The organism is Pseudomonas sp. IT-P218, assembly GCF_949767605.1.
GTDB classification, from domain to species: Bacteria; Pseudomonadota; Gammaproteobacteria; order Pseudomonadales; family Pseudomonadaceae; genus Aquipseudomonas; species Aquipseudomonas putida_AE.
In genome coordinates this window covers 896,367-918,595 of the sequence record NZ_CATKQQ010000011.1, presented here as the reverse complement: position 1 = coordinate 918,595, position 22,229 = coordinate 896,367, and the positions used below count along the sequence as shown (strand labels likewise).

The following is a 22,229-nucleotide window of genomic DNA, read 5'->3' as shown; positions in this document are numbered from 1 at the left end:
TGAAGGAAACTGCCCCATGAAGATCGTCAGCCGCGATCAGTGGTTCGAAGTCAAACAGCTCAGTGACGGCATCCGCCTGATTCACGAACCCTGGATTCGCCCCTTCTATCGCTGCAACCTCTGGCACATCCAAGGCCGCGACAAAGACCTGCTGCTCGACAGCGGCTCGGGACTGGTCAGCCTGCGCGAACAGCTGCCGTGGATCACCGAGCGGCCGCTGGTGGCGGTGGCCAGTCACTGCCATTTCGACCACATTGCCGGGCACCACGAATTCGCCGAGCGCCTGGTGCATCCAGCGGAGGCGGACATCCTGGCCGCACCGGACGGCGAAAATGACTTGAGCAAGGCTTTCGTCGGCGACGACATGTTCGAAGCGCCCCCCGATTGCCCATTGTGCTACGCCGAATATCGGGTCAAGGCCGCACCGGCCACCGGGACCATCGAGGAAGGCGATGTACTGGACCTGGGCAACCGGGTGCTGCAAGTGCTGCACACGCCGGGGCACTCGCCGGGCGGCATCAGCCTGTACGAAGCGGCCACCGAGACCCTGTTCAGCGGCGACATCATCTACGACGGGCCGTTGATCGAAGACGCCTACCACTCCAACCTCGATGACTACGCACACAGTCTGCAGCGCTTGCGCGCCCTGCCGATCCGTACGGTGCATGGCGGGCATTTCGGCAGTTTTTCCGGGGAGCACCTGCGCCACATGATTGACCAGTGGCAACGCTCGCACGCCTGAAGTCGTTGGGGTTGGACAAAGCGGATACCGAAGACCTGATCTTCCATCTGGAAGACGAACTCGGCTTGACGGCGTTCACCGTCGAGGAAAACCGGATGCTCAAGACCGCCAGGACGGCGAACGACTTGAGCCGGTTCTTGATGGAGATCGGACGGCGTTGACCTGGCCGATCTCCCTGGAAGCACTCATTGCTTATCGAGCAGCAGCCTTTGGCTGCTGCTGCAAAACGGCGTCGCGTTTACCGGCGACGCTGCTGGCGACGGCGTTGTTCGTCGTCGGTACGAATAGGCACAGGTTGCAGAGGCGGTTCAATCAAACCGAGCGCAACACCCAGGTCGTGCAGCCAGTTTTGGATTTTCTCTTTCATGATGCCCCCTTCAGGGTAGTGCCGGGCGACCGGAATTCTGTAGTCGCTTCGCACTGATAATAGTCCGAAGTGCCGAGCAATGCTCGCCAAACATAGCAACGATCTGTTACTGAATGGATCACAATCCGACGACAAGCGTTCAGCCAGGCGCGTTGCAGATGACGACCGGCATACTCAAGACTGCCCGAGCGCCCTGCGCAAACGGCGACGTACCCACTGTTCGGCGCTGACAAAGGTTATCCCCAGCAGCACCAGCACGGCACCGATGACGAAATTGAGGCTCAGCGCCTCCCCCAGCAGGACAACCCCGAACGTCACGCCGAACAAGGGCGTCATGAAGGAAAACACCGCCAGGTTGGCCGCCGGGTAACGACGCAGCAGCCAGAACCAGACCAGGTAGCTGAAGAACGACACCACGACGCCCTGGAACAGCACGCTGGCCACCGCCACGCGGGTCAGGCTGACGTGGGTGATCTGGCCACTGAGCAGCGCAATCAGCAACAGGCCGACGAAACCGACGATCAGTTGGTAAAACAGGGTCAGGGTCACCGGCGCCTCAGACAGGCGCGATGCACGCACCACCACGGTGGTCGCCCCCCAGCAGGCACCCGCCAGGACGCCCAGGGCATCGCCGAGCAACATGCGGCGATCGAGGTTATCCCAGGACACTCCACCGGCAAAGGCAATGCCGATCCCGACGAAGGCGAGGAAAATGCCCAGCCATTGCACGGGGCGCAAACGCTCGCTGGGCAACAACCAATGCACGCCCAGCGCGGTGAAAATCGGTGCGGTATAGAGGAACACCGACATGTGCGCCGCCGTGGTCAGCTGCAGGCCTTCGGAAATGAACAGGAACTCCAGGCCAAACAGGGCCCCGGCCAACAGCCCGCCGCGCCAGGTGGCGCCCACCTGATCCCAGCCGCCCTTCCAGCAGATCAACAACCCCACAAGCAGCGCGGACAGGCCCGAACGCCCGGCTGCCTGCATGACCGGCGCAATATCCGGCGCCGCCCATTTGATCATCACCTGCTGAATGCCCCAGACCAGGCACAAGCCCACCATCACTTGCAGGGCAAATCCATCGGCGCTGCGCCGGGTGGCGCTCACCGTTCTACCTCGGCAACACGGAACATGGGACGGTCAGCTCAGTTCAATACGATCGGCATGAATGACAATCTGGCCGTTCTTGTACAACGCACCAATGGCCTTCTTGAAGTTGCCCTTGCTGACGCCGAACATGCTGCTGATCAGGGTCGGATCGCTCTTGTCGCTGACGGCCAGGCTACCGTTGTTCTCGCGCAACTTGGCGAGGATCTTCGAGTTCAGGCTGCTGGCCGCTTCGACGCCCACCGGTTGCAGGCTCAGGCTGATCTTGCCGTCGCTGCGAACTTCCTTGATGAAGCCCTTCTCTTCTTTGCCGGCGCGCATGAACTTGAAGATTTCGTTCTTGTGAATCAGGCCCCAGTGCTTGTTGTTGATGATCGCCTTGAAGCCCATGTCGGTCGCTTCGGCCACCAGCAGGTCAACTTCCTGCCCGGGGGTGTAGTTGGCGGGCGTCTTGTCCAGGTACCGGTCCAGACGCGCCGTCGCTGTTATGCGGCGGGTGTGCTTGTCGAGGTAGACATGCACCACGGCGTATTCACCGGCCTGCATCTGGCGCTTTTCTTCCGAATACGGCAGCAACAGGTCTTTGGGCAGCCCCCAATCCAGGAACACGCCAATGCTGTTGACTTCAACAACTTTCAAGCTGGCGAATTCACCGACTTGAACTTTCGGCTTTTCAGTAGTTGCGATAAGTTTGTCATCGCTATCCAGATAAACAAAAACGTTGAGCCAGTCTTCATCTTCGCTGGGAATGTCCTTTGGAATATAACGATTCGGCAACAGGATTTCGCCATCCGCGCCACCGTCCAGATATAAACCGAAGTTAGTGTGTTTAACTACTTGCAAACTGTTGTAACGCCCGACTAAAGCCATGTCCAATACCCTCATTGCGTGGCGCCATTCTACCCGGTTTTAGCGGTCAGGTTCGGCGGTCAGCCCGGTGGAGCCAGAAATTCCCCGCAAAGCCTTAATTTTTCTCGGTTTTGCGCTCACTGATCGGCCGCTCGTCTGACTGATCCGTCAGTTTCCCTGCCGCCCACGCTGGATGGAACGCTGTTTTCCAAGCCAGGTTCTTAGTTAAAACAGCGGCTTAGGGCAATATCGCAAATAACAACTTGCATTTTGTCGCACCACCACCCAATGTCCTCAAGCGGATATTTACCAAGCAAATAGGCAGTCAATCCTGTACGATGCCTGGCCAAGTTAATTTTCTACAGGTTAATGGCCGCCATGCGTGTAAAAGCATCCAACAGCAAAGCAAAGCCAGCTCCAGCCGTCGAAACCAGCGAGTCGATCAACAGCCAGATCGCTGCGTTTCTCAAATCCGGTGGTGAAATCCAGCAAATTGCCAAAGGTGTCAGCGGCCAGACATTCGGCCCGTCCAAGCAGATCACGCTCGGCAAGAAGTAATACCCTGCGCTGCACCTGGTCCCTAAGCGCTTTGAGCTTCGAAGCGCTTGGACTGGAACCCCGCTACACCCCCGCTGCAAAACCTCCAATCTTGTAGAAATCGACGAACGGGCCACGCTGCCTGTCATTCGTCGGTATCCTTGCACGCGTCTGGATCAAGCGTTTCAGCAGGCCCAAGCTTGCGCTCGCTGTTCATGGAGTGACGCATGCGCATACCTTCTTGTTTATCCTTGCTGCTTGCCGGCCTGCTGGCGTGTCCGGCGGTGCATGGGCAAATCTTTCAGCGCGAGCTGGGGGATTTCGACCTCAAGCTCGGAACCAGCCCCAGCCGCAGCATGGCCCAGGGCCTCGTCAAGCCATCGGCCGTCGGCTCGTTTCATGGCGGCCTGGACCTGACCCATGACAGCGGCTTCTACTTTGGCCAATGGTCGCCGAGCATGGGCATCAGCCCGGGAAAAAACCTCGAGATCGACTCTTACGCCGGCTTCAAGCAACCCTTCGACCAGGTCCTTGGCTACGAAGTGGGCGTCATCCATTACAGCTACCCCGAAGTCGATACCCTCGACAGCCAGGAAGTGTTCGGTGGCCTGACCCTGCTGGGCAGCCGATTCGGTGCAGCATTGAGCAACGACCCGGACAAACAGAACAGCACCCTGTTTGCCGACCTGCGCGGCAACCAGCCGTTCGGCATCGGGGTGAGCATGAAATACACCACCCATCAGCTGAACACGCCGGTCGCGGTAGACGGCGGTTACGTCGGCAGCTTCACCGACTGGTCGGTCAAACTGTCCCGACCGTTCATGGGCATCGACCTCGACCTGATCTACAGCGACTCCAGCCTCAGCAGCAGCTATTGTTCAGCTTATACCGGGCAAAATAGCCAGTGCGACGCGCTTCTCACCCTCAAGGCCGAACGCGCGTTCTACTGACGGGCTGAACTGCCGGGTTGATTCTGCGTTCAGATGAAAAACAGTTGCAGAAGCCAGGCTTTCGCAAGGATTCGCCCATGTCTTGCTGGATCAAAAACATCGCCTTTGTGCTCATGTTCACCCTTGCCCTCGGCGCGTGCAGCCGCATGGGCCTGGCCTATCGCAACCTCGACGTGATCATTCCCTGGACGCTCAGCGACTACCTGGACATGAACGGTGAGCAAAAGAATTGGCTGAGCGAACGCCTGAAGGAACACCTGGATTGGCATTGCACCACGCAAATGCCGGGGTATCTCGACTGGCTGGACCGCTTGCAGTCAATGATCGAGACCAATCAGGTGACCGATGCCGCGCTGCAGGCGCGCACCGCGGAAGCCGAAGCGGCGATTGCCGAGACGGCCCGGGAAATCACACCATCGGCCATCGAATTGCTGCAGGGCCTGGATGACAATCAGGTCGCGGAAATGAACGAGGCCTTCGCCAAGGACCAGCGCAAGCGCCAGGAGCAATACCTGAAACCGTCGTTGGAGCAGCAGATCAAGCAGCGTGGCGCGCGCATGGAAAAACGCCTGAATGAATGGCTCGGACCGCTCAACGCCTCTCAACACCAGCGGGTCATGGCCTGGTCGAATGCCTTGGGCGACCAGAATACGCAATGGATCGCCAACCGCATCCACTGGCAGAAACAATTCAGTGCCGCCGTGGCGCAGCGCCATACCGCACAATTCCCACAGCGGATCGAGACGCTTCTGGTCAATCGCGAGAGCTTGTGGACACCGGCTTACCGCGAGGCTTTTGCCAAGACCGAAGCCCAGGCGCGGGCGCTGTTTGTGGATTTGATGGCGGAAAGTACGCCGCAACAACGTCAACGCTTGCTGACGAAAATCGAGGGCGTGAGGAAGGATTTCAGTGATTTGAAGTGCCTGAAAGCGGCTAAGCAGGGTTGAAAGATCAAAAGATCGCAGCCTGCGGCAGCTACAGAATCACTCGATCCATGTAGGAGCTGCCGCAGGCTGCGATCTTTTTATTCAGGCAATCTGCGCCTTCGAAGCCACTTCATCGAACGTCAGTTCGTCCAGCGCATCTTCCTGATCATCGAGAACCTGCCGCGGATGGTCATTGCCCGGAATACTGCTGTCGATCAGGCTCAACAACCTCGAACCCCGGATCGTCAGAATGTAATTCGAACCGGTGCCACCCTGCTCTTCCGGCCGAGGTTCGATATAACCTCGCTCCAGCAGCAGCTTTTCGTACTCGCCGGCCACTGCCTTCAAGTGATCCAGGTTTTCCGTCTGCTCGCCTTCCGATGCTTTTTCTGCGGCGTACTGCTCGGCGTAGGGCCGTGGCGTGAAGCTGCTCGCACCGTTCTGGACTTCGTGCAGCAAGCGTTCAATCAAATCCCAGTTATAAGTCGTCATCCCGTTTCAACCTCCGGTACCCGTGAGAGAGGGCCTTCATAGGTTGTGACACGAGTGCGGGGTAGCCGTTCAGCCCACCTTTTTAGCGCTACCGACCGGCGGCATGTCGAATTACCGGCAAGTCAAACGACTAGGCTGTGTAAGTCACCTCCCCGCCTCACGCAGGAGAAAGCCCGATGAACATTCAGAATCACCCGGTCGTGTCCCGGGAAGACTGGCTCGCCGCCCGTAAGCAACATCTGGCCCACGAAAAGGCCTTCACCAGGGAACGCGACAGACTCAGCGCCGAGCGCCGCGCCCTGCCCTGGGTAAAAATCGACAAGGACTACCACTTCCAGGGTCCCGACGGCGAACTGAAACTCGCCGACCTGTTTGGTGGCCGCAGCCAGTTGGTCATTTACCATTTCATGTTCGCTGAAGGCTGGGATGAGGGCTGCCCGGGTTGCTCGTTCCTGTCCGACCACATCGACGGCGCCAACCAGCACCTGGCGCACCACGACGTCGCAGTGGTGGCGGTCTCCCATGCACCGTTCGCCGAGTTCCAGGCGTTCAAACGGCGCATGGGCTGGACATTCGACTGGGTGTCGTCCGAAGGCTGCGATTTCAATTATGACTTCGGTGTGACGGCTCGCCCCGAAGACGTCGCCGCCGGCAAGGCCACCTACAACTACGAAAAAACCGATGGCAGCGAAGAAGAACTTCCCGGTCTCAGCGTGTTTTATCGAAATGAGGCCGGCGAGATTTTCCATACTTACTCGACGTATGCACGGGGCCTGGATCTGCTGGTCGGTACCTACAACTACCTGGACCTGACGCCCAAGGGGCGCAATGAAGACGAAATCATGGATTGGGTGCGGCACCATGACCGGTATGAGGATCAGGCGCCCAAGAGCTGCTGCCATGGCGGATGAGGGTGAACTTTTTCCCTGTTCCAGCCCTCAACCGGTTAACCCGCCTTAACCGGAACTGAGGCCCGACAGATGAAGATCCTGCTGAAACTCACCCTCGCCACCACCCTAGCCTGCGCCCTGCCCGTGTGGGCCTGCACTCCCGAGGAGGCCACCCTCAAGCGCGAGCAGCTGGCCAAGGAAGTCACCAGGCTCACCGAACAGAACCCGGCCAAGGCCAAGGAAATCAACGACGAGCTGCAGAAGATGGACCTTGGAACGGCCTCCAAGGATTTGCCGGACAAGTGCCAGTTGATCGATCAGCGATTGAAGGAGCTCGGGACGGCAGAGAAGAAAGCCGAGAGCTAAAAAGACAAGATCAAAAGATCGCAGCCTTCGGCAGCTCCTACAGGTGGTCCCGTGTAGGAGCTGCCGCAGGCTGCGATCTTTTGATTTTTACGGGGCCTTATTCAGCGGCCGGCGCTTCCGGCTTGCGGCGCTTGAGCGGGGCCATGCCGTCCTTGCTCACCAGAGAGTCGCTCTTCGGGCGGTTGACGCTCTTGCGTTTGGTCGGGGTCTTGGCGGCGACTTTTTTCTTGTCGCCCTTGGCGTCGGTCTTTTTCTTCTTCACGCCAACGGCCTTGCCGGAGGCCTTGACCTTTTTCGGCCCGCCGTAGGTGCCTTTGACTTCCTTGATGGTGCGGCGCTCGAAGCTTTGCTTGAGGTAGCGTTCGATGCTCGACATCAGGTTCCAGTCGCCGTGGCAGATCAGCGAGATGGCCAGGCCATCGTTGCCGGCACGACCGGTACGGCCAATGCGGTGCACGTATTCGTCGCCACTGCGCGGCATGTCGAAGTTGATCACCAGATCCAGGCCGTCCACGTCCAGGCCGCGAGCGGCGACGTCGGTAGCGACCAGGATTTTTACCCCGCCCTGCTTCAGACGGTCGATCGCCAGTTTGCGATCCTTCTGGTCTTTCTCGCCGTGCAGCACGAACGCCTTGTATTCCTGGGCCACCAGGCGACCGTAGATGCGATCGGCCATGGCCCGGGTGTTGGTGAAGACGATGGCCTTCTGGTAGGTCTCGTTGGCCAGCAGCCAGTTGACGATCTGTTCTTTGTGCTGGTTGTGGTCAGCGGTGATGATTTGCTGGCGGGTGGTTTCGTTCAGCTGGCTGACCGCGTTGAGCTGCAGGTGCTCAGGGTTGTTCAGGACCTTGGCGATCATCTCGCGCAGGCCGGAACCGCCCGTGGTGGCGGAGAACAGCATGGTCTGCTGGCGGTTGGTGCACTCGTCCACCAGGCGCTGTACGTCTTCGGCGAAACCCATGTCGAGCATGCGGTCGGCTTCATCGAGCACCAGCACTTCGACTTCCTTGAGGTCGAGGTTGCCGGCATTCAGTTGCTCGATCATCCGGCCCGGGGTACCGATCAGGATGTCCGGCACCTTGCGCAGCATGGCAGCCTGGACCTTGAAGTCTTCGCCGCCGGTGATCAGGCCGGACTTGATGAAGGTGAACTGCGCGAAGCGTTCAACTTCCTTCAGGGTTTGCTGGGCCAGCTCGCGGGTCGGCAGCAGGATCAGGGTCTTGATGCTGACGCGGATCTTGGCCGGGCCGATCAAGCGGTTGAGGATCGGCAAAACGAATGCAGCGGTCTTGCCGCTACCGGTTTGCGCTGTCACCCGCAGGTCACGACCTTGGAGCGCCAGCGGAATAGCCGCTGCTTGCACAGGCGTTGGCTCGACAAATTTCAGCTCGGCCACGGCTTTGAGCAGGCGTTCGTGCAAGGCGAATTCGGAAAACACGGGTGCTACCTCGAAGAAATGCAAAAAAACAGCTGCATAGGGTACCGGTTTCGAGCGCTCAGGCCGAGTTTCTTTATACAAATGGCGGTAAACAGTGGTTTTTTTGTTGCTCGAATTGTCACCGACGGTAATACAAAGCGTCTTAAATGCTCTAATCGCCCATCGTGTCCCACAGAAGAATCGTTTTTTGCCCATGGATATCAAACAGCTCTGGCTCAATGCCCAAGACCTCTGGGGTGCCCTCGACCAGCATCCGATCGTGCACGCCGCCCTGGCACTCGTGGTGTTGTTGCTCATTGCGCTGGTCCTCGGACGAGTGGCGCGCTACCTGATCCTGCACGCCAGCAAAATACTGGGCCGCCAGCCCGCGCTGCACTGGATCAACGACTTGCGGCACAACAAGGTGTTCCAGCGTCTGGCGCAGATAATTCCGTCGCTGGTGATCCAGTTCGGCCTGCACCTGGTGCCGGAGCTGGGCAAAACCGCGATGTTGTTCCTCGGCAACGTGGCGCTGGCGTTCACCATCCTGTTCCTGCTGCTGTCCGTCTCCGCCTTGCTGAATGCCCTGCTGGACATCTATGCCCGCACTGAACACGCCCGCACCCGCTCGATCAAGGGCTACGTGCAACTGGCGAAAATGGTCTTGTACGTATTCGGCGCGATCATCATCGTCGCCACCTTGATCGACCGTTCGCCGCTGTTGCTGCTGTCGGGCCTGGGAGCGATGTCGGCGGTGATCCTCTTGGTCTACAAGGACACCCTGCTGTCGTTTGTCGCCAGCGTGCAGCTGACCAGCAACGACATGCTGCGGGTCGGCGACTGGATCGAGATGCCCCAGGTGGGTGCCGACGGCGATGTAGTGGACATCACCCTGCACACGGTCAAGGTGCAGAATTTCGACAAGACCATTGTCTCGATCCCGACCTGGCGCCTGATGTCCGAGTCCTTCAAGAACTGGCGCGGCATGCAGCAGTCCGGTGGCCGGCGGATCAAGCGCAGCCTGTTCATCGACGCCAGTGGCGTGCGGTTCATCCGCGATGACGAGGAGCTGAAGCTGTCCCAGGTTCATCTGCTCACGGACTACATCAGCCGCAAGCAGGCCGAACTCAAGGCCTGGAACGAAGCCCAGGGCAATGTCGCAGCGATGTCAGCCAACCGCCGCCGCATGACCAATATCGGCACTTTTCGCGCCTATGCACTGGCGTATCTGAAGAGTCATCCGGAGATCCAGCCCAACATGACCTGCATGGTCCGGCAGATGCAGACCACGGCCCAGGGTATTCCACTGGAGATCTACTGTTTTACCCGCACCACCGCGTGGGCCGATTACGAGCGGATCCAGGGGGATATTTTCGATTACCTGCTGGCGGTGTTGCCGGAATTTGGCTTGAGCCTTTACCAGCAGCCCAGTGGAACGGATCTGCGCGCCGGGCTGCTACCGGCGGTGTTGGGCGCGAGCCACATCCCCACACCTGAAAAACACGTCATGTAATCTAGTCGTAAGCTTAGGTATTCATTAGGTTTTTGTGATTTCTTGCTTGACGCCTCAGCCGTAAAAACGTTTAATGCCGCCGCGGCCCAGATAGCTCAGTCGGTAGAGCAGGGGATTGAAAATCCCCGTGTCGGCGGTTCGATTCCGTCTCTGGGCACCATGATTTCCAAACCCCTGATGCCTGATGGCCTCAGGGGTTTTGTTTTTTTAGCGCCGGCTCTCTCCCTCAGGTTTTCAGTGTGCGACCGCGGATTGGCGAATGCCCAACCGACTGATCCACACCGCCATCAAGATTACCGATCCCCCCAGCAACAACCGCCCCAGCTCTTCATGCTGATTCCAGATCAGCAGATTGATCAGCAGCCCCACCGGCACATGCAGGTTGTTCATCACCGCCAGCGTCCCGCCGTTGACCAGGCACGCGCCCTTGTTCCACCAGTACAGCCCGAGCGCGGTCGAGACCAGGCCGAGGAACAGCAGCACGCCCCATTGCAGCGGTGCTTCGGGCAGGAAGTTGGATTTGCCGAACATCAGGAACGCCGGCAACGCCACCGCCAATGCACCCAGGTAGAAATAACCGAAGCGCCGGTAATGCGGCAGGTCACTCGGATGGCGCGCCACCAGGTGTTTGTAGAGCACCTGCCCGGCGGCGTAGGTGAAGTTGGCCAGTTGCAGCAGCAGGAAGCCCATGAAGAAGTCCGGGTTGATCCGGTCGTAGCGAATCACCGCTGCGCCGCCCACCGCCACCAGTGCCGCGATCAAGGCCCAGGGATTGAAACGACGGTTCAACGCGTCTTCGATCAGGGTCACGTGCAGAGGCGTGAGGATGGTGAACAGCAGCACTTCCGGCACCGTCAGCACGCGAAAGCTCAGGTACAGGCAGACGTAGGTCACACCAAACTGCAATGCACCGATCAGCAACATGCCGCGCATGAACGCCGGTTCCACCGAACGCCAGCGGGTCAGCGGGATGAACACCAGCCCCGCCAGCAGCACGCGTATCAGCACCGCGAAGTAACTGTCGACATGACCGGCCAGGTATTCGCCGATCAGACTGAAGGAAAACGCCTGGATCAGCGTGACAAAAAGTAGATAGCCCATGCTCGCCTCGTTTTGAATGGCGGCGAAGATAGCGGTTTTTGACGGGGATCGCGAACAGTCAAACGATACGAAAACCCTGTGGGAGCGGGCTTGCTCGCGAATAAGGTGTGTCAGTCGACTGAAATGCTGAATGACACACCGCATTCGCGAGCAAGCCCGCTCCCACAAAATCCTGGGCAAAAAAAAGCCCGATCTCGCTAAAGCGTTCAATCGGGCCAGAGCACTCAGGAGCAACAAGTGCAAAGGGAGGTTCGATGCGCGTGCAGGCTTGAAGGGTAACGCGCCAGGTCACTAGACCATCCGGTGATTATCTGGCGATTAACGACTCAGGCCACTTGGGAAAGCTTGGCGTTCGCCTGGTTCAGGCCTTTCTCCTGGAAGTCGCCGCCCAGGTTCATGCCTTCGGCGTGGATGAACGTCACGTCGTGGATGCCGATGAAGCCCATGACCTGGCGCAGGTAGGGTTCCTGATGATCTGCGGTGCTGCCGGCGTAGATCCCGCCGCGAGCGGTCAGTACGTAAGCGCGCTTGCCGCTGAGCAGGCCTTGCGGGCCGGTTTCGGTGTACTTGAAGGTCACGCCGGCACGCAGCACATGGTCGAGCCAGGCCTTGAGCGTGCTCGGAATGGCGAAGTTGTACATCGGCGCGGCCATCACCAGCACGTCGGCGGCGAGCAACTCGTCGGTCAGCTGGTTGGAGCGTTCCAGGGATACTTGCTCGATATCGCTGCGCTGATCGGCGGGTTTCATCCAGCCGCCCAACAGGTTGATATCCAGATGTGGCACCGGGTTGACGGCCAGGTCACGAACGGTGATCTGGTCCTTCGGATGCGCGGCTTGCCACTGGGCGATGAAGGTCTGGGTCAGTTGACGGGAAACCGAGTCTTGCTGACGGGCACTGCTTTCGATGATCAGAACGCGGGACATGGGCTGTAGCCTCCATCTGAGAATGCTGTAGGTCGATGGAGTGAAGGTTAAACAGCGTCATATCGATTAAAAAGCGCAAATAACTGCTATAACCGATCAATAATTTCGTTTATAAGCGGAGCATCAGCGATGGGCGTGCTCCGCTGAAGGTCATTTCGGCTTGCAGGTCATGGTGATGTACAGCTTGATGATCTTGCGGTTGAACTTGGCGGAAAGATCGGCGCTTTTGCTGGCGTCGAGATTGATCCTGCGGGTCTTTGGCGATTCAGGACCGTTGCGAAACACCACCGCACATTCGGCAGCGGTGTCGCCGTAGTTGTTCACGGTGATCGAACCCATGTCGTAGTCGGAGGCGTAGGTGGTGTAGTCGATCTTCAGTCCATTGAGCTCTTTCTGTACATCGATCGGATAAGCAAACGCAGTCAGCGGCAACATTGCCAGTAACAAACAACAGATTTTTTTCATTCAGCAGTCTCCAATAAGAACTGCGCAGCTTAGGACAAGAGGAGCCCATCATGAAAGCGCCCCGCGTGACCCTTGATCAATGGCGAACGCTGCAGGCCGTGGTCGACCACGGTGGTTTCGCCCAGGCCGCCGAGGCGCTGCATCGCTCGCAATCGTCGGTCAGCTACACCGTCGCGCGCATGCAGGACCAGCTCGGCGTGCCGTTGTTGCGCATCGACGGTCGCAAGGCAGTCCTCACCGAGGCTGGCGGCGTGTTGTTGCGCCGTTCCCGCCAACTGGTGAAACAGGCCAGCCAGCTCGAAGACCTGGCCCATCACATGGAGCAAGGCTGGGAAGCCGAAGTGCGCCTGGTGGTCGATGCCGCCTACCCGAGCGCCCGCCTGGTCCGCGCACTGACCGCGTTCATGCCGCAAAGCCGTGGCTGCCGCGTGCGCCTGCGCGAAGAGGTGCTGTCGGGCGTGGAAGAGGTGCTGCTCGAAGGCGTGGCCGACCTGGCCATCAGCGGTTTCAGCATTCCCGGTTACCTGGGCGCGGAGTTGAGCGACGTCGAGTTCGTCGCGGTCGCCCATCCGGAACACCCGCTGCACCGGCTCAATCGCGAACTGAATTTCCAGGATCTGGAAAGCCAGCTGCAAGTGGTCATCCGCGACTCCGGTCGCCAGCAGCCACGGGACGTCGGCTGGCTCGGTGCCGAACAGCGCTGGACCGTCGGTAGCCTGGCAACCGCCGCCACGTTCGTTGGCAGCGGCCTGGGATTTGCCTGGTTGCCAAGGCACATGATCGAACGGGAACTCAAGGAAGGCACGCTCAAGCTGCTACCGTTGGACCAGGGCGGCAGCCGTAACCCGAGTTTTTACCTGTATTCGAACAAGGACAAGCCGCTCGGCCCGGCGACGCAGATTCTCATCGAGCTGCTGCGCACTTTCGACACCGCACCCCTGGACGCACCGTTCGCCGCCCCAGAACAAGCCTGACACGGAGGTAACGCATGGCCTATTTCGAACACGAAGGTTGCAACCTGCACTATGAGGAATATGGGCACGGCACGCCGTTGCTGCTGGTCCACGGCCTGGGTTCCAGCACCCTGGACTGGGAAGAACAGATCCCGGCGCTGGCCGCCCGCTACCGGGTGATCGTGCCGGACGTGCGCGGCCACGGGCGCTCCGACAAACCCCGCGAGCGTTATAGCATCGCGGGGTTCAGCGCCGACCTGGTGGCGCTGATGGAGCACCTGAACCTGGGGCCGGCCCACTACGTAGGGTTGTCCATGGGCGGCATGATCGGCTTTCAATTGGGTGTGGACCAGCCGCAATTGCTCAAGAGCCTGTGCATCGTCAATAGCGCACCCGAGGTCAAGCTGCGCAGCCGCGACGATTACTGGCAGTGGTTCAAGCGCTGGAGCCTGATGCGTGCGCTCAGCCTGCGCACCATCGGCGAAGCCCTGGGCGGCAAATTGTTTCCCAAGCCGGAGCAGGCCCAATTGCGACAAAAGATGGCCGATCGCTGGGCAAAAAACGACAAACGTGCTTATCTCGCCAGCTTCGACGCCATTGTTGGCTGGGGGGTTCAGGAACGACTGTCGAAGGTCACCTGTCCAACCCTCATCGTCAGCGCCGACCGTGACTACACGCCGGTCGCGCTGAAGGAAAACTACGTAAGACTGCTGCCCAATGCTCGGCTGGCAGTGATCGCCGATTCGCGTCACGCCACCCCGCTGGACCAGCCCGAACGCTTCAACCAGACGCTGCTGGAGTTTCTCGCCGCAGTCGACACCACCCCTCAGGATCACTGACCCATGCTGAAAAAAATCGCCCTCGCCGCTGGCTCCGTTCTGTTTGCCGCCAACCTGATGGCAGCAACGCCTGCCAAGGCGCCGCACGTTCTGCTGGACACCACCAACGGCCAGATCGAAATCGAACTGGACCCGGTCAAGGCCCCGATCAGTACCAAGAACTTCCTTGAGTATGTGGACAGCGGCTTCTACAACAACACGATTTTCCACCGCGTGATTCCGGGCTTCATGGTCCAGGGCGGCGGGTTCACTCAACAGATGCAGCAGAAAGAAACCAAGGCGCCGATCAAGAACGAGCACAAGAACGGCCTGGTCAACGTGCGTGGCACCCTGTCCATGGCCCGTACCTCGGTGCCTGACTCGGCCACCAGCCAGTTCTTCATCAACGTCAAGGACAACGATTTCCTCGACCAGGGTGACGGTTACGCGGTATTCGGCAAAGTGGTCAAGGGTATGGACGTGGTGGACATCATCGTCAATTCGCCAACCACCGTACGCAGCGGCATGAAGGATGTGCCGGCAGACCCGGTGTTCATCAAGTCGGCCAAGCGCATCGACTGAAACCAAGCTGGACAAGGATGTCCGAGCCGTTGCCGGTTTCTGCCGGCAACGCTCAAACCGTTGAAGGAGAGCCCGTTCGCGGGTGAATAACCGATGCTTTATCGCCGCTTTGAAAAACTGATCGACGTATTCCGCGACGCCCCGACAGCCGCCCCGCCAGATCGGGTCCTGCCGTTCTATACCTACTACCTCAAGCAAGTCTGGCCGAGTTTCGCCGCCCTGCTGATCGTCGGCCTGTTCGGCGCATTGATCGAAGTGGCGCTGTTCAGCTACCTGAGCCGCATCATCGACCTGGCTCAGGGCACGCCCAACGCGGATTTTTTCAAGGAACACGGCCTTGAACTGACCTGGATGGTGGTGGTGGCGCTGGTGTTGCGCCCGGTGTTCGTCGGCCTGCATGACCTGCTGGTGCACCAGACCCTCAGCCCCAGCATGACCAGCCTGATCCGCTGGCAGAACCACAGCTACGTGCTCAAGCAGAGCCTGAATTTTTTCCAGAACGACTTCGCCGGGCGCATCGCCCAACGCATCATGCAGACCGGCAACTCCCTGCGGGATTCAGCCGTGCAGGCGGTGGACGCGCTGTGGCATGTGCTGATCTACGCCATCAGCTCGCTGGTGCTGTTCGCCGAAGCCGACTGGCGCCTGATGATCCCGCTGTTGACCTGGATCGTCGCGTTCATCAGCGCCCTTTATTACTTCGTGCCACGGGTCAAGGAACGTTCGGTGGTGTCCTCCGATGCGCGCTCCAAACTCATGGGGCGGATCGTCGACGGCTACACCAACATCACCACCCTGAAGCTGTTTGCCCACACCAACTTCGAGCAGCAATACGCCCGCGAAGCGATCAAGGAGCAGACCGAAAAAGCCCAGCTGGCCGGCCGTGTCGTCACCAGCATGGACGTGGTCATCACCAGCATGAACGGCCTGTTGATCGTCGGCACCACAGGCCTGGCCTTGTGGCTGTGGACGCAGTCGCTGATCAGCGTGGGCGCCATTGCCCTGGCCACCGGGCTGGTGATCCGCATCGTCAACATGTCCGGCTGGATCATGTGGGTGGTCACCGGCATCTTCGAAAACATCGGCATGGTCCAGGACGGCCTGCAAAGCATCTCGCAGCCAGTCAGCGTCACCGACCGTGACCAGGCCAAACCGCTGGCGGTGGCCCGTGGCGAAGTACGCTTCGACAACGTGGACTTCCACTACGGCAAGCGGAGCGGGATCATCGGCGGGCTCAACCTGACGATCAAACCCGGCGAGAAGATCGGCCTGATCGGTCCGTCCGGCGCGGGCAAATCGACCTTGGTCAATCTGCTGCTGCGCCTCTACGACGTCGAGGGCGGGCGCATCCTCATCGACGGCCAGAACATCGCCGACGTCAGCCAGGAAAGCCTGCGCGAACGCATCGGCATGATCACCCAGGACACGTCCCTGCTGCATCGTTCGATCCGCGACAACCTGCTTTACGGCAAACCCGACGCCACCGACGCCGAACTCTGGGAGGCGGTGCACAAGGCCCGGGCCGACGGTTTCATTCCCACCCTCTCGGACGCCGAAGGCCGCAGCGGTTTCGATGCCCATGTCGGGGAACGCGGGGTGAAGCTCTCCGGTGGCCAGCGCCAGCGCATCGCCATCGCCCGCGTATTGCTCAAGGACGCGCCGATCCTGATCATGGACGAGGCCACGTCGGCACTGGACTCGGAAGTCGAAGCGGCTATCCAGGAAAGCCTCGAAACCCTGATGCAGGGCAAGACCGTGATCGCCATCGCCCACCGGCTCTCGACCATCGCCCGGATGGACCGGCTGGTGGTGCTGGAAAACGGCAGGATCGCCGAAACCGGCAGCCACGCAGAATTGCTGGCCCATGGCGGTTTGTATGCGCGGTTGTGGCAACACCAGACTGGGGGTTTTGTCGGGATCGATTAGGCCCTGCACCCGCTAAAAAACCGCCACGCCCGCTACCCCGGGCGCTGGCGGTTTTTTTATGCCCACTGGAACTTTGGAAAAACAGTGCTGTACTCAGCCAAGGTTCTGGAGGTGGTTCTGCAGTCCATCTGCTGGATGCACAAGGCAGCAAAATCTCGAAAGGACACTCTCTCATGTCTCTGTTCAAACGTTCCGCTACAGAGTTGGTAGGTACCTTCTGGCTGGTGTTGGGTGGTTGCGGCAGTGCGGTGCTGGCCGCTGCTTTCCCGGACGTCGGCATCGGTTTGCTCGGGGTTTCCCTGGCGTTTGGCCTGACGGTGCTGACCATGGCATTCGCCATCGGACACATTTCCGGTTGTCACCTCAACCCGGCGGTGTCGCTGGGGCTGGTGGTCGGCGGACGGTTTCCGGCCAGTGAACTGCCGGCCTATATCATCGCCCAGGTGCTTGGCGCGGTGATCGCCGCCGCCCTGCTGTACTTCATTGCCAGCGGCAAGCCCGGTTTCGAACTGGCGTCGGGCCTGGCGTCCAACGGCTTCGGTGAACACTCCCCTGGCGGCTACTCGATGGCGGCGGGATTTGTCTGTGAGCTGGTGATGACCGCCATGTTCATCCTGATCATCCTTGGCGCCACCGACAACCGTGCGCCAGCGGGGCTCGCGCCGATCGCCATTGGCCTGGCACTGACCCTGATCCACCTGATCTCGATCCCGGTCACCAACACCTCGGTCAACCCGGCACGCAGCACCGGCCCGGCGCTGATCGTTGGTGGCTGGGCGATCCAGCAGTTGTGGATGTTCTGGGTCGCGCCGCTGCTCGGTGCGGTCGTCGGCGGCGTGCTGTATCGCTTTCTCGGCAAGGAAAGCAGCTGACCGGCAGCACCGCGAAGATCAGCCTTGCCGGTAAGGCAAGGCGGTCTTCGCCTCATCCGCGTAGGCCAATACCCCGACCCGTTCCTGCTGCAAAAAGTCCTTCACAGCCGCTTTCAAACCCGGATGGCGCAAGTAGTGCCAGGAATGCGTGATGACCGGCTCGAAACCGCGAATCAACTTGTGCTCACCCTGGGCTCCGGCGTCGAAACGCGCAAAGCCATTGGCGATCGCGTAGTCCATCCCCTGATAAAAGCACGTCTCGAAGTGCAGCCGATCGAACTCCGCCAGGCAGCCCCAGTAACGCCCGTAAAAACTGTCACCGCCGACCAGGCTGAACGCCATCGCCACGGGACGGGACCCTTGCCTGGCCAATACCACGCGAATGGATTGCGGCATGCGCTCAGCCAGCAGACTGAAAAACGCCCGCGTCAGGTAGGGTCTTTGCCGACGCACCGCGTAGGTATTGGCGTAGCAGGCGTAGACGAAATCCCACTGCGACTCGGTCAATTCCCGGCCTTCGAGCCATTCGAAATCGATCCCCTGCCCCGCCACTTGCTCGCGTTCCTTGCGCATCTGCTTGCGTTTGCGCGAACTCAGGACGTCGAGAAAGTCCTGAAAATCCCGATAACCACGGTTCTGCCAGTGATACTGACAGCCGATGCGCTGCAACCAGCCCGGTTGTTCGGCCAGTGCAGCGTCGGTGAACGGGTCGCTGAAGTTGATGTGGGCACTGGAGAGTTGTTCGATCTCCAGATAGCCCGGCAGACTCTTGAGTAATTCGAAACCGTCTTCGACCCGGGCCGCCAGCAAGCGCGGGCCGCTGACCGGGCTGAAAGGCACGGCCGTCAGCAGCTTGGGGTAGTAATCGATGCCCGCGCGTTCGCAGGCATCGGCCCAGGCGTGGTCGAACACGTACTCGCCATAGGAATGCCATTTGCGGTAGCTGGGCAATGCCGCGATCAGCCGATCCCCTTCCATGTGCAGCAAATGCTCGGGCTGCCAGCCGGAATGGGGCCCGACACTGCCGCTGTCTTCCAGCGCGCCGAGAAACCCGTGACGCAGGAATGGTTGATTCTCGGGTACCAGCGCGTCCCAGGTTTGCGGGTCGATTTCGGACAGACTTTGCAAGCGTTGCAACGGCATCACCATCCTCACTCTTCATGGCGTGAAAGCCTCGCGAGTATCGCCTATCGGTGTGCATTGCACACGGGCATTTCGACGACAGCGCTCTAGATCAAGGGTTCGCAACGACTGTACATCGTCACAGACATGCCATCACTCTGCCACTGCACTGTAATAAACCATCGCGATACTGGCGCCTGTTTTTAGAGCGCCGGGTTATATCCGGCCACTGTTTTCCGTCCACCCCATGGTCGGTTGTGCCCAGGATGGTCCAGCCATCCACTCTCATCTTCGGAGATTGATATGCGTCTTGCTTCCACGAAAACTGCGGCGGCCTTGTGTGGCGGCCTGTTGCTGGCCATGAGTGTTCCGGCCAGCGCCGCAGTCGACGCCAAACTGCTCGACATGCTCCGGGCTAACGGTTCGATTACCAACGCCCAGTACAGCGAATTGCAAGCCGAGTTGGCAAGGGATCAGAAGGACCAGCAAATCGCTCGTCAGGCCCAGCAAGAGACCAACGAGCAGATCGCGGCCACCGCGAAGAAAACCAATGAGCTGAGCACCTTCGACCAGAAACTGGCGTGGGCGGCCAAGACCCAATTCAAGGGCGACGTGCGTTTCCGTCAGGAAAACGTCCACAACGACGGCGTTTCCAACAACAAAGACCAGGACCGCCAGCGCATTCGTGCCCGCCTGGGTGCGTTCAGCGAAATCAACCCGCAAGTGGACACCGGCATCCGTATCGCCACCGGCAGCAGCGACGACGCTCGCTCCACCAACCAGGACCTGAACAACTACTTCGACAAGAAGCAGATCTGGCTGGACCTGGGCTATGTCGACTACCACCCCGACGCCATCAAGAACCTGCACGTGATCGGCGGCAAGATGCTGCAACCGTGGGTGAGCATGGGCGACATCATCTGGGACAGCGACATCAACCCTGAAGGCCTGGCCCTGACCTACAAGTACCCGCTGGGCAATACCGAACTGTTCGGCAGCGCCGGTCACTACACCCTCAAGGACAACGTCGATGGCGACGGCGTGCAGTTCAAGCACGACCTGCGTCTGTACGCTGGCCAGCTGGGTGCGCGTTTCGCCATTACCGACAACCTGAAATTGACCGTCGGCGGCAGCCTCTACAACTACGACAACGACGAAGACAGCACCTGCACCGCCACCACCTCGCCATGCGCTCTGGCCGTCAACGGTAACAGCCCGGGCGAAGAGTTCCGCCTGTGGGAAGGTTTCAGCCAGATCGATATCGGCGGCCTGCCGATGCCGCTGTCGCTCTACGGCCAGTACGTACACAACGCCGAAGCCAGCAACAATCAGGACACTGGCTGGCTGGCCGGGGTCAAGACCAAGCTCTACGGCTTCGGCCTGGACTACAACTACCGCGACATACAGCAGAACGCGGTGGTGGGTGCCTTCACCGACTCCGACTTCGCCAACGGCTTCACCGGTTCGCGCGGCAGCAAGCTGAAAGTCAGCTACGAGCTGGACAAGAACTTCACCCTGGGTGCGACGTACTTCATGGCGACTTCCGACTACACCAACGCCAGCGTCAACCTGAAAGACTCCGACATCAACACCCTGCAACTGGATGCCGAAGCGAAGTTCTGATGACCCCGCTACACGACTCCGGCATGGATGCCTGAGCCCCTTTTACAGCCTGGCGTTGATTTATCGGTCCCCATCATCCTCCGATATTTCAACGCTGGGCTGTTTCTATTGGCGCAAAAAAAAATCGCAGCCTTCGGCAGCTCCTACAGGATCGGGTTTCAACCGCGATATCGCGATTGAACATCGATCCATGTAGGAGCTGCCGCAGGCTGCGATCTTTTCGGCGACAGCGAAAAAAATCAGCGCTTGCGCAACAGCACGCTACCAATCGAATAACCCGCACCAAACGAGCTGAGCACCGCCAGCGAGCCGGCAGCCAGATCATCCTGGTGCTTGTGGAACGCAATCACCGAACCTGCCGAACTGGTGTTGGCATAGGTATCGAGAATCACCGGCGCCTCCTGCTCGTTGGCTTCACGTCCCAGCAGCTTCCTGACGATCAGGTGGTTCATGCTGAGGTTGGCCTGGTGCAGCCAGAAGCGTTTCACGTCATTGACGTTGAGTTGGTTCTCTTCCAGGTGCGCAGCGATCAGCTCGGCGACCATCGGGCAGACTTCCTTGAACACCTTGCGGCCTTCCTGCACGAACAGTTTGTCCTTGGCACCGATGCCCTCTTCCGCGGCGCGGTTGAGGAAGCCGAAGTTGTTGCGGATGTTGTTGGAAAATTTGGTCAGCAGTTTGGTGCTGACGATGTCGAACTGGTGACTGGAGGTGGCCAGGTCAGCGCGCTCGATGATCACGGCGGTGGCGGCATCGCCGAAGATGAAGTGGCTGTCGCGGTCGCGGAAGTTCAGGTGACCGGTGCAGACTTCCGGGTTGACCATCAGGACCGCCCGGGCCTGGCCCAACTGGACACTGTTGGCCGCGGCCTGGATGCCGAAGGTGGCCGAAGAGCACGCCACGTTCATGTCGAAACCGAAACCCTGGATGCCCAGCGCTTCCTGGACTTCGATGGCAATGGCCGGATAGGCGCGTTGCAGGTTGGAGCAGGCGACGATCACGCCGTCGATGTCCGCGGCGGTTTTGCCGGCACGCTGCAAGGCTTGTTCGGCGGCGCCGATGGCCATCTGGCAGAGCACCGACCATTCGTCGTTGGAACGCTCCGGCAAGCGTGGCGCCATGCGTTGCGGGTCAAGAATGCCTTCCTTGTCCATGACAAAGCGGCTTTTGATGCCAGAGGCTTTTTCGATGAAGGCTGCGCTGGACTCGGTCAACGCCTCGACTTCACCACGGGCAATGGCCTGGGCGTTGTCAGCGTTGAATTGAGCGACATAAGCATTGAAAGACTGCACCAGCTCTTCGTTGGAGATGCTGTTGGCCGGGGTGTACAGGCCGGTGCCGCTGATGACGACGTTATGCATGGTCGTGTCTCTGATCTGTTCAGGCAGAAAGCATTGGTACAAACGTACCAATGCACAAAGGGTCTATTCCCATCCGTGGACGCAAACCTGGCATCGCTGTATTCCGGCCTGCCCGCGGCGGCGAAGGCTCAAAATCGCGGGGCCGGTGTTTATAGGCGCGAAGTTTGCCATAAACCTTGGATTTTGGCGCCTTTTTGCTGAATGTCGAATCCGCTTAAAGAACGACGCAAACCCTGTAGGAGCCCGGCTTGCCGGCGATGGCGTCTTCATGGCGATGCAGGGCTCAAGGACGCTTTCGCTGGCAAGCCAGCTCCTACAAGGGTC

Annotated in this window: 23 protein-coding genes, 1 tRNA gene and 1 pseudogene; 15 read left to right on the top strand and 10 right to left on the bottom strand. The window is 59.7% G+C overall.

Features of this window, described 5'->3' with window-relative positions; all coding sequences use genetic code 11:
* Nucleotides 1–16 precede the first annotated feature (16 nt).
* Nucleotides 17–742 carry an MBL fold metallo-hydrolase gene (locus ACM6I6_RS11075; protein WP_414919885.1) on the top strand — a complete coding sequence of 242 codons (726 nt, stop codon included), beginning with the start codon at nt 17–19 and terminating at the stop codon, nt 740–742.
* Nucleotides 739–903 (top strand): annotated as a pseudogene (locus ACM6I6_RS11070) (acyl carrier protein); the annotation flags it as partial. The gene ACM6I6_RS11075 and the pseudogene ACM6I6_RS11070, both read left to right, overlap by 4 nt.
* Nucleotides 904–980: 77 nt before the next feature.
* Here ACM6I6_RS11070 and ACM6I6_RS11065 read toward each other — a convergent pair.
* The 3 genes from ACM6I6_RS11065 to ACM6I6_RS11055 all read right to left on the bottom strand — a co-directional run bounded on the left by ACM6I6_RS11065 (nt 981) and on the right by ACM6I6_RS11055 (nt 3,086).
* The gene (locus tag ACM6I6_RS11065) at nt 981–1,109 is read right to left on the bottom strand and encodes a PA1414 family protein (RefSeq protein WP_007914492.1); all 129 of its coding nucleotides are present in this window, start codon (nt 1,107–1,109) and stop codon (nt 981–983) included.
* 174 nt (nt 1,110–1,283) lie between these two features.
* Nucleotides 1,284–2,216 (bottom strand): DMT family transporter, encoded by a 933-nt coding sequence (locus tag ACM6I6_RS11060; protein ID WP_414919884.1) that lies wholly within the window; start codon nt 2,214–2,216, stop codon nt 1,284–1,286.
* A gap of 33 nt (nt 2,217–2,249) precedes the next feature.
* Nucleotides 2,250–3,086 carry a S1 RNA-binding domain-containing protein gene (locus ACM6I6_RS11055; RefSeq protein WP_008060121.1) on the bottom strand — a complete coding sequence of 279 codons (837 nt, stop codon included), beginning with the start codon at nt 3,084–3,086 and terminating at the stop codon, nt 2,250–2,252.
* 348 nt (nt 3,087–3,434) lie between these two features.
* On the opposite strand from ACM6I6_RS11055, the gene ACM6I6_RS11050 reads away from it, so the two are divergent.
* The 3 genes from ACM6I6_RS11050 (at nt 3,435) to ACM6I6_RS11040 (ending at nt 5,499) form a co-directional block, all read left to right on the top strand.
* The gene (locus ACM6I6_RS11050; protein WP_172668627.1) at nt 3,435–3,623 is read left to right on the top strand and encodes a hypothetical protein; all 189 of its coding nucleotides are present in this window, start codon (nt 3,435–3,437) and stop codon (nt 3,621–3,623) included.
* A gap of 206 nt (nt 3,624–3,829) precedes the next feature.
* On the top strand, nt 3,830–4,552 hold the full coding sequence (locus ACM6I6_RS11045; protein WP_414919883.1) for a TorF family putative porin: 723 nt from the start codon (nt 3,830–3,832) through the stop codon (nt 4,550–4,552).
* Nucleotides 4,553–4,629: 77 nt separating this feature from the next.
* Nucleotides 4,630–5,499 carry a DUF6279 family lipoprotein gene (locus ACM6I6_RS11040; RefSeq protein WP_406592103.1) on the top strand — a complete coding sequence of 290 codons (870 nt, stop codon included), beginning with the start codon at nt 4,630–4,632 and terminating at the stop codon, nt 5,497–5,499.
* 81 nt (nt 5,500–5,580) lie between these two features.
* Here the strand turns inward: ACM6I6_RS11040 and ACM6I6_RS11035 are convergent, their stop codons facing one another.
* A complete protein-coding gene (locus ACM6I6_RS11035; RefSeq protein ID WP_274073583.1) occupies nt 5,581–5,970 on the bottom strand; it encodes a transcriptional regulator in 390 nt (129 codons plus the stop codon).
* A 176-nt stretch (nt 5,971–6,146) separates the two neighbouring features.
* Between ACM6I6_RS11035 and ACM6I6_RS11030 the strand changes: the two genes are divergently transcribed.
* Nucleotides 6,147–6,881, top strand: coding sequence for a DUF899 domain-containing protein (locus tag ACM6I6_RS11030; protein ID WP_274073582.1), 735 nt, complete (start codon nt 6,147–6,149; stop codon nt 6,879–6,881).
* 69 nt (nt 6,882–6,950) lie between these two features.
* On the top strand, nt 6,951–7,226 hold the full coding sequence (locus ACM6I6_RS11025; RefSeq protein ID WP_274073581.1) for a hypothetical protein: 276 nt from the start codon (nt 6,951–6,953) through the stop codon (nt 7,224–7,226).
* Between the two features lie 97 nt (nt 7,227–7,323).
* Here ACM6I6_RS11025 and ACM6I6_RS11020 read toward each other — a convergent pair whose 3' ends face one another.
* Nucleotides 7,324–8,664 (bottom strand): DEAD/DEAH box helicase, encoded by a 1,341-nt coding sequence (locus tag ACM6I6_RS11020; protein WP_046816823.1) that lies wholly within the window; start codon nt 8,662–8,664, stop codon nt 7,324–7,326.
* A 193-nt stretch (nt 8,665–8,857) separates the two neighbouring features.
* Between ACM6I6_RS11020 and ACM6I6_RS11015 the strand changes: the two genes are divergently transcribed.
* Both ACM6I6_RS11015 and ACM6I6_RS11010 read left to right on the top strand, forming a co-directional pair.
* A complete protein-coding gene (locus ACM6I6_RS11015) occupies nt 8,858–10,156 on the top strand; it encodes a mechanosensitive ion channel family protein (RefSeq protein WP_414919882.1) in 1,299 nt (432 codons plus the stop codon).
* 84 nt (nt 10,157–10,240) lie between these two features.
* A tRNA-Phe gene (locus ACM6I6_RS11010) sits at nt 10,241–10,316 on the top strand.
* Nucleotides 10,317–10,390: 74 nt separating this feature from the next.
* Here ACM6I6_RS11010 and ACM6I6_RS11005 read toward each other — a convergent pair.
* The 3 genes from ACM6I6_RS11005 to ACM6I6_RS10995 all read right to left on the bottom strand — a co-directional run bounded on the left by ACM6I6_RS11005 (nt 10,391) and on the right by ACM6I6_RS10995 (nt 12,648).
* On the bottom strand, nt 10,391–11,257 hold the full coding sequence (locus tag ACM6I6_RS11005; RefSeq protein ID WP_274073579.1) for a carboxylate/amino acid/amine transporter: 867 nt from the start codon (nt 11,255–11,257) through the stop codon (nt 10,391–10,393).
* A gap of 326 nt (nt 11,258–11,583) precedes the next feature.
* Nucleotides 11,584–12,183, bottom strand: coding sequence for an FMN-dependent NADH-azoreductase (locus tag ACM6I6_RS11000; protein WP_274073578.1), 600 nt, complete (start codon nt 12,181–12,183; stop codon nt 11,584–11,586).
* Between the two features lie 150 nt (nt 12,184–12,333).
* Nucleotides 12,334–12,648 carry a 3-phosphoglycerate kinase gene (locus ACM6I6_RS10995; protein ID WP_414919881.1) on the bottom strand — a complete coding sequence of 105 codons (315 nt, stop codon included), beginning with the start codon at nt 12,646–12,648 and terminating at the stop codon, nt 12,334–12,336.
* 50 nt (nt 12,649–12,698) lie between these two features.
* On the opposite strand from ACM6I6_RS10995, the gene ACM6I6_RS10990 reads away from it, so the two are divergent.
* The 5 genes from ACM6I6_RS10990 to aqpZ all read left to right on the top strand — a co-directional run bounded on the left by ACM6I6_RS10990 (nt 12,699) and on the right by aqpZ (nt 17,799).
* Nucleotides 12,699–13,622, top strand: coding sequence for a LysR family transcriptional regulator (locus tag ACM6I6_RS10990; RefSeq protein ID WP_110964427.1), 924 nt, complete (start codon nt 12,699–12,701; stop codon nt 13,620–13,622).
* 14 nt (nt 13,623–13,636) lie between these two features.
* Entirely contained in the window at nt 13,637–14,440 is an 804-nt protein-coding gene (locus ACM6I6_RS10985) for an alpha/beta fold hydrolase (RefSeq protein WP_406592101.1), read from the top strand.
* A gap of 3 nt (nt 14,441–14,443) precedes the next feature.
* Entirely contained in the window at nt 14,444–15,001 is a 558-nt protein-coding gene (locus tag ACM6I6_RS10980) for a peptidylprolyl isomerase A (protein ID WP_008060092.1), read from the top strand.
* Nucleotides 15,002–15,094: 93 nt separating this feature from the next.
* Nucleotides 15,095–16,927 (top strand): ABC transporter ATP-binding protein, encoded by a 1,833-nt coding sequence (locus tag ACM6I6_RS10975; protein WP_414919880.1) that lies wholly within the window; start codon nt 15,095–15,097, stop codon nt 16,925–16,927.
* Between the two features lie 173 nt (nt 16,928–17,100).
* Entirely contained in the window at nt 17,101–17,799 is a 699-nt protein-coding gene (gene aqpZ / locus ACM6I6_RS10970) for an aquaporin Z (RefSeq protein ID WP_274073574.1), read from the top strand.
* 18 nt (nt 17,800–17,817) lie between these two features.
* Here the strand turns inward: aqpZ and ACM6I6_RS10965 are convergent, their stop codons facing one another.
* Complete coding sequence (locus ACM6I6_RS10965; RefSeq protein ID WP_414919879.1) at nt 17,818–18,942, bottom strand: GNAT family N-acetyltransferase; 1,125 nt, start codon at nt 18,940–18,942, stop codon at nt 17,818–17,820.
* Between the two features lie 282 nt (nt 18,943–19,224).
* Between ACM6I6_RS10965 and ACM6I6_RS10960 the strand changes: the two genes are divergently transcribed.
* Nucleotides 19,225–20,544: a putative porin gene (locus ACM6I6_RS10960; protein ID WP_274073572.1), complete on the top strand. Its 1,320-nt coding sequence runs from the start codon at nt 19,225–19,227 to the stop codon at nt 20,542–20,544.
* Between the two features lie 239 nt (nt 20,545–20,783).
* On the opposite strand, the gene ACM6I6_RS10955 is transcribed toward ACM6I6_RS10960, so the two are convergent.
* Nucleotides 20,784–21,905, bottom strand: coding sequence for a beta-ketoacyl-ACP synthase III (locus tag ACM6I6_RS10955; RefSeq protein WP_414919878.1), 1,122 nt, complete (start codon nt 21,903–21,905; stop codon nt 20,784–20,786).
* Nucleotides 21,906–22,229: the final 324 nt, after the last annotated feature.

Excerpts from the sequence above, each read along its gene's own strand:
- ACM6I6_RS10955 (WP_414919878.1), bottom strand. The coding sequence starts at position 21,905 with ATGCATAACGTCGTCATCAGCGGCACCGGCCTGTACACCCCGGCCAAC.
- ACM6I6_RS11075 (WP_414919885.1), top strand. The coding sequence starts at position 17 with ATGAAGATCGTCAGCCGCGATCAGTGGTTCGAAGTCAAACAGCTCAGT.
- ACM6I6_RS10975 (WP_414919880.1), top strand. The coding sequence starts at position 15,095 with ATGCTTTATCGCCGCTTTGAAAAACTGATCGACGTATTCCGCGACGCC.
- ACM6I6_RS10990 (WP_110964427.1), top strand. The coding sequence starts at position 12,699 with ATGAAAGCGCCCCGCGTGACCCTTGATCAATGGCGAACGCTGCAGGCC.
- ACM6I6_RS10985 (WP_406592101.1), top strand. The coding sequence starts at position 13,637 with ATGGCCTATTTCGAACACGAAGGTTGCAACCTGCACTATGAGGAATAT.
- ACM6I6_RS11025 (WP_274073581.1), top strand. The coding sequence starts at position 6,951 with ATGAAGATCCTGCTGAAACTCACCCTCGCCACCACCCTAGCCTGCGCC.
- ACM6I6_RS10965 (WP_414919879.1), bottom strand. The coding sequence starts at position 18,942 with ATGCCGTTGCAACGCTTGCAAAGTCTGTCCGAAATCGACCCGCAAACC.
- ACM6I6_RS11005 (WP_274073579.1), bottom strand. The coding sequence starts at position 11,257 with ATGGGCTATCTACTTTTTGTCACGCTGATCCAGGCGTTTTCCTTCAGT.
- ACM6I6_RS10995 (WP_414919881.1), bottom strand. The coding sequence starts at position 12,648 with ATGAAAAAAATCTGTTGTTTGTTACTGGCAATGTTGCCGCTGACTGCG.
- ACM6I6_RS11065 (WP_007914492.1), bottom strand. The coding sequence starts at position 1,109 with ATGAAAGAGAAAATCCAAAACTGGCTGCACGACCTGGGTGTTGCGCTC.
- ACM6I6_RS11050 (WP_172668627.1), top strand. The coding sequence starts at position 3,435 with ATGGCCGCCATGCGTGTAAAAGCATCCAACAGCAAAGCAAAGCCAGCT.
- ACM6I6_RS10980 (WP_008060092.1), top strand. The coding sequence starts at position 14,444 with ATGCTGAAAAAAATCGCCCTCGCCGCTGGCTCCGTTCTGTTTGCCGCC.
- ACM6I6_RS11035 (WP_274073583.1), bottom strand. The coding sequence starts at position 5,970 with ATGACGACTTATAACTGGGATTTGATTGAACGCTTGCTGCACGAAGTC.
- aqpZ (WP_274073574.1), top strand. The coding sequence starts at position 17,101 with ATGTCTCTGTTCAAACGTTCCGCTACAGAGTTGGTAGGTACCTTCTGG.
- ACM6I6_RS11030 (WP_274073582.1), top strand. The coding sequence starts at position 6,147 with ATGAACATTCAGAATCACCCGGTCGTGTCCCGGGAAGACTGGCTCGCC.
- ACM6I6_RS10960 (WP_274073572.1), top strand. The coding sequence starts at position 19,225 with ATGCGTCTTGCTTCCACGAAAACTGCGGCGGCCTTGTGTGGCGGCCTG.
- ACM6I6_RS11055 (WP_008060121.1), bottom strand. The coding sequence starts at position 3,086 with ATGGCTTTAGTCGGGCGTTACAACAGTTTGCAAGTAGTTAAACACACT.
- ACM6I6_RS11040 (WP_406592103.1), top strand. The coding sequence starts at position 4,630 with ATGTCTTGCTGGATCAAAAACATCGCCTTTGTGCTCATGTTCACCCTT.
- ACM6I6_RS11015 (WP_414919882.1), top strand. The coding sequence starts at position 8,858 with ATGGATATCAAACAGCTCTGGCTCAATGCCCAAGACCTCTGGGGTGCC.
- ACM6I6_RS11000 (WP_274073578.1), bottom strand. The coding sequence starts at position 12,183 with ATGTCCCGCGTTCTGATCATCGAAAGCAGTGCCCGTCAGCAAGACTCG.
- ACM6I6_RS11045 (WP_414919883.1), top strand. The coding sequence starts at position 3,830 with ATGCGCATACCTTCTTGTTTATCCTTGCTGCTTGCCGGCCTGCTGGCG.